The organism is Pseudomonas sp. RIT623, from assembly GCF_004519305.1.
GTDB lineage: Bacteria > Pseudomonadota > Gammaproteobacteria > Pseudomonadales > Pseudomonadaceae > Aquipseudomonas.
Genome location: NZ_SOZA01000005.1, coordinates 121,761 through 134,409, shown reverse-complemented (window position 1 = coordinate 134,409; position 12,649 = coordinate 121,761). Strand labels below are relative to the sequence as shown.

General features: G+C 66.2%; 10 protein-coding genes. 4 read left to right on the top strand and 6 right to left on the bottom strand.

The window, feature by feature from the left end; translation table 11 throughout:
• The first annotated feature begins 238 nt into the window (after positions 1 to 238).
• From ptsP to E3U47_RS05750, 3 genes are read left to right on the top strand one after another with little or no spacing between them, the layout of a single operon-like run.
• On the top strand, positions 239 to 3,088 hold the full coding sequence (ptsP, locus tag E3U47_RS05760; protein ID WP_134690034.1) for a phosphoenolpyruvate--protein phosphotransferase: 2,850 nt from the start codon (positions 239 to 241) through the stop codon (positions 3,086 to 3,088).
• Positions 3,088 to 4,035, top strand: a complete 948-nt coding sequence (gene pfkB / locus E3U47_RS05755) for a 1-phosphofructokinase (protein ID WP_134690033.1) — start codon at positions 3,088 to 3,090, stop codon at positions 4,033 to 4,035. Before ptsP ends, pfkB begins: the two co-directional genes overlap by 1 nt.
• Positions 4,035 to 5,750, top strand: coding sequence for a PTS fructose-like transporter subunit IIB (locus E3U47_RS05750; RefSeq protein ID WP_134690032.1), 1,716 nt, complete (start codon positions 4,035 to 4,037; stop codon positions 5,748 to 5,750). Before pfkB ends, E3U47_RS05750 begins: the two co-directional genes overlap by 1 nt.
• Before the next feature lie 25 nt (positions 5,751 to 5,775).
• On the opposite strand, the gene E3U47_RS05745 is transcribed toward E3U47_RS05750, so the two are convergent.
• Entirely contained in the window at positions 5,776 to 5,997 is a 222-nt protein-coding gene (locus E3U47_RS05745; RefSeq protein WP_031315465.1) for a DUF3820 family protein, read from the bottom strand.
• A 203-nt stretch (positions 5,998 to 6,200) separates the two neighbouring features.
• Between E3U47_RS05745 and E3U47_RS05740 the strand changes: the two genes are divergently transcribed.
• Positions 6,201 to 6,677, top strand: a complete 477-nt coding sequence (locus tag E3U47_RS05740) for a PA2169 family four-helix-bundle protein (protein ID WP_046857067.1) — start codon at positions 6,201 to 6,203, stop codon at positions 6,675 to 6,677.
• 97 nt (positions 6,678 to 6,774) lie between these two features.
• On the opposite strand, the gene E3U47_RS05735 is transcribed toward E3U47_RS05740, so the two are convergent.
• The 5 genes from E3U47_RS05735 to E3U47_RS05715 all read right to left on the bottom strand — a co-directional run bounded on the left by E3U47_RS05735 (position 6,775) and on the right by E3U47_RS05715 (position 12,640).
• Positions 6,775 to 8,271, bottom strand: a complete 1,497-nt coding sequence (locus tag E3U47_RS05735) for a diguanylate cyclase (protein ID WP_134690095.1) — start codon at positions 8,269 to 8,271, stop codon at positions 6,775 to 6,777.
• A 289-nt stretch (positions 8,272 to 8,560) separates the two neighbouring features.
• Positions 8,561 to 9,871 (bottom strand): OprD family porin, encoded by a 1,311-nt coding sequence (locus tag E3U47_RS05730; protein ID WP_134690031.1) that lies wholly within the window; start codon positions 9,869 to 9,871, stop codon positions 8,561 to 8,563.
• Positions 9,872 to 10,074: 203 nt separating this feature from the next.
• A complete protein-coding gene (locus E3U47_RS05725; protein ID WP_134690030.1) occupies positions 10,075 to 10,299 on the bottom strand; it encodes a hypothetical protein in 225 nt (74 codons plus the stop codon).
• A 130-nt stretch (positions 10,300 to 10,429) separates the two neighbouring features.
• Positions 10,430 to 11,845, bottom strand: coding sequence for a heavy metal sensor histidine kinase (locus E3U47_RS05720; RefSeq protein WP_134690029.1), 1,416 nt, complete (start codon positions 11,843 to 11,845; stop codon positions 10,430 to 10,432).
• Between the two features lie 123 nt (positions 11,846 to 11,968).
• A complete protein-coding gene (locus E3U47_RS05715) occupies positions 11,969 to 12,640 on the bottom strand; it encodes a heavy metal response regulator transcription factor (protein ID WP_134690028.1) in 672 nt (223 codons plus the stop codon).
• Between the last annotated feature and the right edge of the window lie 9 nt (positions 12,641 to 12,649).

The window sequence follows — 12,649 nt, the reverse complement described above, 5'->3', positions numbered from 1 at the left end:
TTGGCGAGCCCGCGCGCAGACGACCATTGTCGCAATTGTCCGACAGGATGGGGCTTTTTCGTCGGCAGATTATCGAGTAACGTGGCCGTCCGGTCAGATTAAACGTTTCAGCTTGCTGAAGTTTCCTGCCTTGCGAGTCGGAAATCGCCACTGGCGCTGGACATTGTCACTACATCTGCCAACCAATTTCACAACAATACCTCGGCGCCCGGCGTGGGCGTCGCAAAAGGAGAGGGTCATGCTCGAGCTTGCCGTGGAGCAGATTGCCATGGGCCAGCGCGCCGCCGACAAAGGCGCGGCATTGGCGTTGCTGGCCGACCGACTGGTCGCCGATGGCCTGGTGGCCGAGGGTTACCTGGCGGGGCTGCAAGCCCGCGAGGCGCAAGGCTCGACCTTCCTTGGCCAGGGCATCGCCATCCCCCACGGCACGCCGCAGACCCGCGACCTGGTATTCGCCACCGGGGTACGCCTGCTGCAATTCCCCGAGGGGGTGGATTGGGGCGACGGCCAGATCGTCTACCTGGCCATCGGCATCGCCGCCCGCTCCGATGAACATTTGCGCCTGCTGCAACTGCTGACCCGCGCCCTCGGTGAAACCGACCTGGCCGAGGCGCTGCGTCGCTCCGGCAGCGCCGAGGCACTGCTCAAGTTACTGCAAGGGGCGCCACGCGAGCTGGCGCTGGATGCCCAGCTGGTCGGCCTCAACCTGGCGGCGGAAGACTTCGACGAACTGGCCTGGCGCGGTGCTCGTCTGTTGCAACGCGCCGGTTGTGCCGACAGCGGCTTTGCCGCCGTGCTGCAGCAGACCGAGCCGCTGCCGCTGGGTGAAGGCCTGTGGTGGCTGCACAGCGAACGTGAGGTGCGCCAACCGGGGCTGGCCTTCGTCACCCCGCAGCAACCGTTGCGCTACCGCGATCAGCCGCTCAATGGCCTGTTCTGCCTGGCCAGCCTCGGAGCGGCGCATCAAGCCTTGCTCGAGCGCCTGTGCGAGGTGCTGATCGAGGGCCGTGGGCAGATGCTCTACCAGGCCACCAGCAGCCGCGCCGTGCTCGAGGTGCTCGGCGGCGAGGCGCCTGCCGACTGGCCGAGCGCCCGGATAGTACTGGCCAACGCCCATGGCCTGCATGCTCGCCCTGCAAAGGTACTGGCGCAGCTGGCCAAGGGGTTCGAGGGCGAGGTCCGCATACGGCTGCACGATAGCGCCCAGCCCGCCGTTTCGGTGAAGAGCCTGAGCAAGCTGCTCAGTCTGGGCGCCCGCCGTGGCCAGGTCCTGGAACTGATCGCCGAGCCCGGTATCGCCGCCGATGCCTTGCCGGTGCTGCAGGCGGCCATCGAGCAGGGCCTGGGCGAAGAGGTGGAGGCACTGCCGCCCACAGCGATGCAGGACGAGGCAACGGTGCCAGCCCTGCAGGCTCCGCTGCCAGGCAGCACGCTGCAAGGCGTTGCTGCGGCGCCGGGCATCGCCAGCGGTCCGGCCCATGTCTGCGTCGAGCGCGATATCGACTACCCGCTGCGCGGCGAGTCGCCCGCCCAGGAGCGGGCCAGGCTGCGCCAGGCCATCGACACAGTGCACGCCGATCTTCAGGCCCTGGTGCAACGCAGCGACAAGGCCATCGGCGAAATTTTCGTCACCCATCAGGAAATGCTCGCCGACCCGGCCCTGACCGACGACGTCGAGCTGCGCCTGGCCCAGGGCGAAAGCGCCGCCGCTGCGTGGCTGGCGGTGATCGAAGCCGCCGCCCGTCAGCAGGAGGCCCTGCACGATGCGCTGCTGGCCGAGCGGGCCGCCGATCTGCGCGATATCGGTCGTCGGGTGCTGGCGCAACTGTGTGGCGTCAAGGACAGCGCCGAGCCAGAGCAGCCCTATGTGCTGGTGATGGCCGAAGTCGGCCCTTCGGACGTGGCGCGCCTGGACCCGGCACGGGTCGCCGGTATCGTCACTGCCCAGGGCGGCGCCACCGCACACAGCGCCATCGTCGCCCGCGCCCTGGGCATCCCGGCGGTGGTCGGGGCCGGGGCGGCCGTGCTGTTGCTGGATAGCGGCACGCCGCTGCTGCTCGATGGTCAGCGCGGGCGGGTCGTGGTTGCGCCAGCCGAGGCCGAGTTGCAACGAGCCCTGGCAGAGCGTGATGCCCGCGAGCGTCGGCTGCAGATCGCCTGGGCCAACCGCCATGAGCCCGCGCGGACGCGCGACGGCCATGCCGTCGAAGTGTTCGCCAACATCGGCCAGAGCAACGGCATCGACAAGGTGGTGGAGCAAGGTGCCGAAGGCGTCGGCTTGTTGCGCACCGAGCTGATCTTCATGGCCCACCCGCAACTGCCCGATGTGGCCACCCAGGAAGCCGAGTACCGGCAGGTGCTCGATGGCCTGGACGGACGGCCACTGGTGGTGCGCACCCTCGACGTTGGGGGCGACAAGCCCTTGCCGTACTGGCCGATCGCGGCTGAGGAAAACCCCTTCCTCGGCGTGCGCGGCGTGCGCCTGACCCTGCAACGCCCGCAGGTGATGGAAGACCAGCTGCGCGCCTTGCTGCGTGCCGCGGACAACCGCCCGCTGCGCATCATGTTCCCCATGGTCGGCCAGCTCCATGAATGGCGCGCCGCCAAGGCCATGGTCGAGCGCCTGCGCCAGGAGATCCCGGTGGCCGACTTGCAGGTGGGCATCATGGTCGAGGTACCGTCGGCCGCCTTGCTGGCGCCGCAGCTGGCCCGTGAAGTGGACTTCTTCAGCATCGGCACCAACGACCTGACCCAGTACACCCTGGCCATCGACCGCGGTCACCCGAGCCTGTCGGCACAGGCCGACGGCTTGCACCCGGCGGTGCTCAACCTGATCGACATGACCGTGCGCGCCGCCCATGCCCAGGGCAAGTGGGTGGGTGTGTGCGGCGAGCTGGCGGCCGACCCGCAGGCGGTCGCCGTGCTGCTGGGCCTGGAGGTGGACGAGCTGAGCGTCGCCGCCCGCAGCATTCCTGAAGTCAAGGCCCTGGTGCGCCAGGCCGACCTTTCGACGGCCCGCGCCCTGGCGCGCGAGGCCCTGCAACAAGACAGCGCCGAGGCAGTCCGGGCGCTGGTGGAGCGTTATTGATGGCCAAGATCCTCACCCTCACCCTCAACCCGGCGCTGGATATCACCATCAGCCTCGACCGCCTGCGAGCCGGCGCGGTCAACCGCAGCCAGGCCCAGCACAGCCATGCCGCCGGCAAGGGGCTGAACGTCGCGCAGGTGCTGGCCGACCTGGGCCACAGCGTCACCGTCGGTGGTTTCCTGGGGCAGGACAACCTGGCGCCGTTCGAGGCGCTGATTGCCTGGCGCGGGTTCGCCGATTGCTTCGTCCGCGTGCCGGGCGAGACCCGCAGCAACATCAAGCTGGTCGAAGCCGATGGCCAGGTCACCGATATCAACGGGCCAGGGCCGCAGGTCGACGAGGCTGCCCGCGACGCCTTGCTGCAACGTCTGGCACAGGTGGCCCCGGGGCATGACGCCGTGGTGGTGGCCGGCAGCCTGCCACGGGGGATCAGCCCCGAGTGGCTGCGCGAGCTGTTGCTGATGCTCAAGGCGCAAGGCCTGAAGGTGGCCCTGGACAGCAGCGGCGAAGCCTTGCGCGCGGGCCTGCAGGCCGCGCCCTGGCTGGTCAAGCCCAACACCGAGGAGCTGGGCGAAGTCCTCGGGCTGCCGGTGCAGGCCGCGGCCGAGCAACGCGCGGCCGCACGGCGGCTGCTCGCCACTGGCGTCGAGCATGTGGTGGTGTCCCAGGGCGAGCAGGGCGTGAGCTGGTTCGCCGCTGGCCTGGCGTTGCATGCGCAACCGTCGAAAGTGCGCATCGCCAGTACCGTCGGCGCCGGTGATTCGCTGGTTGCCGGCATGGTCCATGGCCTGCTCCAGGCCGAAGCGCCCGCCGCTACCTTGCGCCGCGCCACCGCCATCGCCGCCCAGGCAGTCACCCAGGTCTGCTTCGGCATTCACGACCGTGAGCAACTGGAGCGCCTGGAAGCCGCCGTGCGCCTTACAGAACAACAAGAAGAGGGCTGCTGATGAACATTGCCATTGTCACCGCCTGCCCCAACGGCCAGGTGTCCAGCGTGCTCAGCGCCCGCCTGTTGGCCGCCGCTGCCCAGCGTCGGGGCTGGAAAACCTGCGTCGAGGTACACGACGCCGAACACCCGGAGCTGCGCCTGACGCCAACGCAGATCGCCGAGGCCGACTGGGTGCTGGTGGTCAGCAGCGGGCCGGTGGACCTGGCGCGCTTCGCCGGCAAGCGCCTGTACCAGAGCACGCCGGCCCAGGCCCTGGCCGACCGTGAAGGCTTCCTCGACGAGGCCGCTGCTGGCGCCCAGGTGCAAGTGGCGCAAACCCCGGTGCAGGGTGCGCCGAAGATTGTCGCGGTAACCGCCTGCCCGACCGGCGTGGCCCACACCTTCATGGCCGCCGAAGCCCTGCAACAGGCGGCGCAGGCCATGGGCTACCAGCTCACCGTGGAAACCCAGGGCTCGGTCGGCGCGCGCAATCCACTGCCGGCCGAGGCCATCGCCGCAGCCGATGTGGTGTTGCTGGCCGCCGATATCGAAGTACCGGCTGCGCGCTTCGCCGGCAAGCGCATCTACCGCTGCGGCACCGGCATCGCCCTCAAGCAGGCCCGCGCCACGCTGGACAAGGCCCTGGCCGAGGGCAAGGTGGAGGCGACGGGGACGACCGGCGCGGTGCCGCCGGCCGAGAAGACCGGTGTCTACAAGCACCTGCTGACCGGGGTGTCGTTCATGCTGCCGATGGTGGTTGCTGGCGGTTTGCTGATCGCGCTGTCGTTCGTGTTCGGCATCGAGGCCTACAAGGAACCCGGCACGCTGCCCGCCGCCTTGATGCAGATCGGCGGCGAGGCGGCGTTCAAGTTGATGGTGCCGCTGCTTGCCGGCTATATCGCCTGGTCCATCGCCGACCGCCCGGGCCTGGCGCCCGGGATGATCGGCGGCCTGTTGGCGAGCACGCTGGGGGCGGGGTTCATCGGCGGCATCGTCGCCGGCTTTCTGGCCGGCTACAGCGCAAAGGCCATCGCCCGCTGGGTGCGCCTGCCCAGCAGCCTCGACGCGCTCAAGCCGATCCTCATCATCCCGCTGCTGGCCAGCCTGTTCACCGGCCTGGTGATGATCTACGTGGTCGGCCAGCCCGTGGCGGCCATGCTCGAGGGCCTGACCCATTTCCTCGACAGCATGGGCACCACCAACGCCGTGCTGCTCGGGCTGCTGCTCGGCGGCATGATGTGCGTAGACCTCGGCGGGCCGATCAACAAAGCCGCCTATGCGTTCTCGGTGGGGCTGCTGGCCTCGTCGAGCTACGCGCCGATGGCCGCGACCATGGCCGCCGGCATGGTGCCGCCGATCGGCCTGGGCATCGCCACCTTCCTGGCCCGGCGCAAGTTCGCCCAGAGTGAGCGCGAGGCCGGCAAGGCGGCGCTGGCGCTGGGCCTGTGCTTCATCTCCGAGGGCGCGATCCCGTTCGCCGCCAAGGACCCGCTGCGGGTGATTCCGGCGAGCATCGCCGGGGGCGCGCTGACCGGGGCCTTGTCGATGTATTTCGGCTGCAAGCTGATGGCGCCCCATGGCGGGCTGTTCGTGCTGCTGATCCCCAACGCGATCAACCATACGCTGTTGTATCTGCTGGCAATCACGGCCGGCAGCTTGCTGACGGCGGTGGTGTATGCGCTGATCAAGAAGAGCGAGCAGGTGGAGATGGTGGTGGCGCCGGTCAAGGGCTAGCCCCGCGATAGCTCCATCAAATGCTTCAACCCCTGGTCTTGCCCCGCAACGGTTTCAGCAGATCGCCCAATCCGTTGTGGTCGATCTCGTGCATCAGCGCCAGCAACCCGCCCAGCTCCCCGGGCGGGAAACCTTTACGGGCAAACCATGCCAGGTAGTCCCCGGGCAGGTCGGCGATGATCCGCCCCTGGTACTTGCCAAAAGGCATGGTGCGGGTGACCAGCAGTTGCAGGGTTTCGGGTTTCATCGGGGCGGTGGCCTGTGGCGGTTGAAGCGCGACCATACTGCAAACTGCACGACGACCCAAGCGGCGATCATGCAGAACGCCGCTTCATGGTTAAGCTCGTTGTTTTATATGTGATTGTTTTTAAACAGTATTTTTTAATTTCCTGGCTTGGCATGAAGCCTGCTCCGGTAAAGGTGACTATCACCTGCCAAGGAGTTGTTGCCATGAGCAATCCCAACAAAGACACGATCGACGTACTCAACGACCTGATCGAGTACAGCAAGGATGGTGAGAAGGGCTTCAAGACCTCTGCCGAGGATGTGAAGAACCCTGAACTGAAAGCATTTTTCGTGCAGCGTGCCAGCGAGTGCGCCAGTGCCGCGGCCGAGCTGCAAAGTGAAGTGCGCCGGCTGGGCGGTGATCCGGAAACCAGCACCAGCATCAGCGGCGACCTGCACCGTGGCTGGGTCAACCTCAAGTCGATGGTCACCGGCAAGGATGAAGAAGCGGTGCTCAACGAAGTGGAGCGTGGCGAGGACCATGCGCTGAAGGCTTACAAGGAAGCCCGCGAGAAGCTGGTCAAGCTGGGACGGTCGGCCAATGACACTTCCTACGCCTTGGTGGAGAAACAGCTGCAGGGTGTACAGCGTAACCATGACCAGGTGAAAGCGCTGCGCAACGCAGCCCGCGCTCGGTCGTAAGCGGGAAGCTGGGGGCGCTTTGCGCCCCTTTCGCGACACAAGGCCGCTCCTACAGGGGAACGCAACTCCCTGTGGGAGCGGTCTTGTGTCGCGAAAGCTAGGCCCGTGGCCCCTCAACCCGATTGCGCCCATTGGCCTTGGCCCGATACAACGCCTCGTCCGCATCGCCCAGCAGCGCCGCCAGGTCCTGATGGGTGCCGGGGATATGCAGGCCAATCCCCACACTGACCGTCACCGACCGCTCATCATCGGCGAACGGCGGCATCGCCTCGACACTGGCGCGAATCCGCTCGGCCAGCAGCAACGCGCCGGCCATTTCGGTCTCTGGCAGTACCACCTGGAACTCCTCCCCGCCGTAGCGCGCCGCCAGGTCCGCCGGGCGACGGATGCACAGCTCGATGGTGGTGGCCACCTCGCGCAGCACATGGTCGCCACCGGCATGGCCATGGCGCTGGTTGAAGGCCTTGAAGTGGTCCACATCCACCATCAACACTGCCAGCGGCTTGCGGTTGCGCTGGGCGCGCGCCCATTCCTGGCGCAGCACCTGGTCGAGGCGGCGGCGGTTGGCAAGGCCGGTGAGGCTGTCGGTGGCGGCGAGGGTGGCCAGGCCCAGTTCGGCATCGTGGCGCCGACGTAGCTCGCGGCCCAGCAGCAAGGTCAGCCAGAGGATGCCAATGCACAACACGCCGGTGGCCACGCTGACCACGATCGCGGTACGCCGCCACGACTGGAACACTTCATCGGCCGAGTGGGCCACCAGCACGATCAACGGCAGGTCGGCGACCCGGGCGAAGGTGTAGAGGCGCTGGCCCTCATAGGCCGTCGAACGGGCGGTAAAGCTGCCGCTGCGCTCGCTGAGGATGCGCTTGAAGTTGGGGCGCTCGCTGAAGCTGGTGCCGATCAGTGGATCCTGCGGCCGGGTCGGCTGGCGCGCCAGCAGCTGGCCATCGGTGTTGAGCAGGTTGATGCTGCTGTCCACGCCGATGTCCAGGCGCTGGAACAGTTCGTTGAAATAGGACAGGCGCAGGGCCCCGGCGGCCAGGCCCTGGAACTCGCCGTTGGCGCCGGAGATGCGCCGGCTGAAGCTGATGCACCAGTCCAGGTTGCCCAGCCGCGCCTTGAACGGCGGGCTGATCAGCAGGCCCAGGCCCGGGCGGTCGCGGTGCGCCTGGAAAGCCACGGTGTCGGCGAAGTTGGCCTGGCGCGGCACCGCGCTGGTGGAGTCGCCGAGCACGTCGCCCTTGGCGTCGAGCCAGAGAATGTCGCCGCGCACCGGCGCGGAGAAGGCCTGGTTGAACAGGATCTGCTGGCGCAGCTTGGTCGGCACGTTGAGCAGCTCGGGGTGCTGCACGGCCCAGATCAGGCCCTTGAGCGACTGGTCGTAGAGTTCGACGTTGCGCAGGATGTCACTTTCGATCAACTGCACGATATTGCTCGACGAGCGCATTTCCGATTGCTCGACGCTGTCGCGTTCGCGGGCCAGCAGGTAGCCGACGATGGCCACTATGGCGAGCACGGCAAGGCAGCTGCCCAGGTTGAGGACCAGCTCGGGGTGTGACTTGTACAGGGCGGATCGTGGTGATCGGGTGGGCAACGTCATGCTCGCAACTGCATAAGCCCCGGGATCCATGGGGAATGGGCCGAAAAGCGGCGGCGATATTCTAGGCAAGCGGGGATTGTCGGACAAGATCAAAGGCGATTTGGCCGACGGAATTGATTCAGGAAGGCCTGGCCCAGGCAACGAGCGGCTGACTTTGCAGGAGCGCCCTTGTGTCGCGCAAGGGCTGTGCAGCAGCCCAGGATTCTGCAGGGCTGCTTAAGAGTGCTGGGGCCGCTTTGCGGCCCTTTCGCGACACAAGGCCGCTCCTATAGTGATTACCGCGTTAGAACACGTTCAGCGGGTAATCCACGATCACCCGGAACTCGTCGTTGTCCTGCTCGCTCGCATACGCCGCGTTGGCTCGGTGCGTGGCATAGCGCAGCAGCACCGACAGGTCCTTGAGCTGGCCTTCCTGGAACACGTACTTCAGGTCGAAGTCACGCTCCCAGTGCCGGGCATTCTTGCCGTCCGCGTTGTAGAAGGTATAGAACTCGGTGTCCTGGCTGGCCTTGGTCAGGTCGGCCTTGCCGCGCGAGTACGACAGCGAGGTGCTCAGGCCTGGGATGCCGAGGCCGGCGAAGTCGTAGTCGTACTGCAGCTTCCACGAGCGCTCGTTCGGCGCGTTGAAATCCGAATACATGCGCGAGTTGTCGAGGAAGATGCTGTCACCCAGGTTGATGTAGTCGAACGGCGTGTTGCCGTTTACCCGCTGGTAGGCGGCGGTGACGCTGTGGTACCCGGCGGCGACGGTGAAGTGCACGCTCCAGGTGTTGTTGTCGATGCTGCCCAGCTTCGACTGGCCGGTGTCCTGGGTGTGATAGAAGTGCACGCCCGGGTTCAGGCTGACCAGGTCGTTGACCGCGTAGGTGTAGTCGAAGTCGGCGTAGTACTGGTTCCAGATGTCCTTCAGCTCGGCGGCGTAGAGGTTGGCGGTGACGCCCTCGGTGCCGCTCCACGACGCGCCGGCCCAGCTCAGGTTCTGGCTGTCCTGCTCGGGCGTCTGGTTGCTGTAGTAGGTGTTGATGCGGCGGTGGCCGCTCTGGTTGTACGGCTTGGTGAAGCTGACCTTGCCGCCTTCGAGCATCAGCCCGTCGATGCTGTTGTTGGTCAGCGCGACGCCGCGGAAGGTCTGCGGCAGCATGCGGCTTTCGCCACCGGCGATCACCGGGTTGCTGAGGAACAGGTCACCGGCCTTGAACTCGGTGTCGAAGCCCTTGAGCTTGATCGCGCCGCCGGCGGTGGAGAAGGCGTGGCGGGCCTTGTCGCCCGGTTCGCTCGGCAGGATCGAGGTACCGGCATGGCCGGAGCCGCCGTCCAGTTTCAAACCGATCATGGCGTGGGCATCGAGGCCGAAGCCGATGGTGCCTGGCGTATAGCCGGACTCGAAGCGCGCCACGGCGCCCTGGCCCCACTCGCGCTTGTCCTCTACCTTGCGGTTCTTCTCGTTGCGGTTGAAGTAGGCATTGCGAAAATGCAGGTTGAGCGAGGACCCTTCGATGAAACCCTCGGCTCGCTCTTCTTCGGCCTGGGCGGAGACGGGAATCGTTGCGGCCAACGCAACGAACAACGGGGTGAAACGAAACGCGGAAAGCACCGGTACAAACTCCTTTGGTCAAGCGGTTGGGCAGATTTTATTGTCGTGTCTGCCAATCTCTTATTAGAGACGCAACATCCCTGCTGATATTTTCGACACATAAAAAAAGCCGCTGATTAGCAGCGGCTTTGAAAGGCTAACATATCGTCACAGGCGGTGCCCATGGTGTAGCCAAGGGAAAACTTCGAATCGAAAAGGGCCGATCAGCTATCGACATCGCTGTCGGCTGCAACCTTGGAAGCTGTCTGCTGCGAGTCTTTCACCGCGTCGGCCGGCTTTGCGGCATAGGCCTCGCGGGCTTCTTGATGGAGGGCGGCAAGTTCGCTGTTACGGGCGACGAAGGCCGGGGATTCTTCGGCCATGGCCAGGGGCGACAACAACAGGGACGACAGGACGAAGACGCTGGCAATACCCATACTGTTGGACATTTGATGCAACCTTCTTGCAAAGCAAGTGCGAGTGATGACGGGGCTAAAGTTAGCCCTGTAAACAGCCTGGAAACAGAGGCTGTTTGGATAAGCACTGTTGCATAAAAAGTAATGATGAGCGGTAAAAGTATCAGATTTTTACCGCAAACCCGCGTAGTTGACCGTTTGGCAGGCTGATGCCGAAGGTATTGGCGCCTGCTTCGCTGCGCACGAACACACTGCCGCCGTGCATCAGGGCGATGGCCTTGACGATCGCCAGGCCCAGGCCGTGGTTGCCGCCCCCGCTGTTGGCCCGCGCGGCATCCACCCGGTAGAAACGCTCGAACAGCAGCGCCAGGTGCTCGTCGGCGATCGCCGGGCCGGGGTTGCTGACAGCGATGCTCACTTGCTGCTCGTTGGCCTCGATGCGCACGTCGATCACCTGGTGCGGCGCGGTGTGCTGCACGGCGTTGTTCAACAGGTTGATCAGCGCCCGACGCAGTTGGGCCTTCTCGATATGTGCCTGGGCGTCGCCGCTGACGCTGACGCTGACCTGGGCGTCCTCGAGGATGAAGTCGAGGTAGTCCAGGGTGGTGGCCACTTCCTCGGCCAGCGATGCCTGGGTCAGCGCGGTGGCCTTGCTGCCCTGGTCGGCGCTGGCCAGGAACAGCATGTCATTGATGATGCTGCGCAGGCGCTCGAGCTCCTCAAGGTTCGATTGCAGCACCTCGAAGTAGTGCTCGGCGCTGCGCCCGCGGGTGAGGGCGACCTGGGTCTGGCCGATCAGGTTGGTCAGCGGCGAGCGCAGTTCGTGGGCGACATCGGCGTTGAACGCTTCCAGTTGCGTGTAGGCCTGGCTGACCCGGTCGAGGGCGGCGTTGAAGGCGCCGGCGAACTGCGCCAGTTCCGGCGGCAGGTCGTGGGTTTGCAGGCGCCCGTCCAGGCGTGGCGGCGCCAGGGTCTGGGCTTCGTCCGAGAGGGCTTGCAAGGGCTTGAGGCCGATGCGCGCGACCCAGTAGCTGAGCAGCGAGGCCAGCAACACGCCCAGCGCGGCCAGGCCGACGATGGCCACCAGCAGGCTGTGCTGGGCCTGCCAGAAGGTCTCGGTGTCGATGCCGATCAGAAAGCGCAGCGGCGGGCGTCCGCCCAGGGCCGGCAGCTCGCTGACCAGCACCTTGTAGGGGTAGGGGCTGTCGGCCAGGCGCAGGTCGCGCATGCCTGGCGCGCCTTTGGCGAAGGCGCGCAGCTGTTGGCTGGGATGGCCGTACTCGAAGGCCGGGTCGCTGCTCACCACCCAGAAGCGGATGCGCCGGTCTTCTTCGCTGAGCAGGTTGAGCTTGTTGTTGATCTTGGCCCAGTGTTCGGCGGTGCCGTAGCGGTTGAGGGTGGACTCGAGCACGCTGAAGCGCGCGTCCAGTTCGGCTTCGGGCAGCAGGTCGAGGCTGCGGTCGACCTGGCGGTACAAGGCACTGCCGATCAATACGAACACGGCCAGTGCCACCAGGGTGAACAGCGCCGAGAGGCGCAGGGCGACGGGGGTGCCGGGTCGGCTCCGGAAAAGGTTCATGGGCAAATACCCCAGGGGGCTGCTTTGCAGCCCTTTCGCGGCACAAGGCCGCTCCTACAGGGGGACGCGATCTGCTGTAGGAGCGGCCTTGTGCCGCGAAAGGGGCGCGCAGCGCCCCCCGGGCTACCCACGGTTTTCCAGGACATAGCCCATGCCTCGGATGGTATGCAGCAGCTTGTTGTCGAACGGCCCGTCGAGCTTGGCGCGCAGGCGCTTGATCGCCACCTCGACGACATTGGCGTCGCTGTCGAAATTGATGTCCCAGACCAGCTCGGCGATGGCGGTCTTGGACAGGATCTCGCCCTGGCGCCGGGCCAGCACGCTGAGCAGCGAGAACTCCTTGGCGGTCAGGTCCAGGCGCTGGCCGGCACGACTGGCCTTGCGCGCCATCAGGTCGATCCACAGGTCCGCCACCTGGATCTGCAGCGGTTCATGAATGGCGCTGCGCCGGGTCAGGGCCTGCAACCGGGCCACCAGTTCGAGGAACGAGAACGGTTTGCCCAGGTAGTCGTCGGCGCCTTCGCGCAGGCCGTGGATGCGGTCCTCGACCCGCTCGCGGGCGGTGAGCATGATCACCGGCGTCTGCTTGCGCGCCCGCAGTGCGCGCAGCACGCCGTAGCCATCCAGGCCGGGGAGCATCACGTCGAGCACGATCACCGCGTAGTCGCCTTCGAGCGCCAGGTGCAGGCCGTCGATGCCGTCGCGCGCCAGGTCGACGGTGAAGCCCTGCTCGGTGAGGCCGCGATGCAGGTAGTCGGCGGTTTTCTCTTCGTCTTCGATGATCAGCACACGCATGGTCTTGTC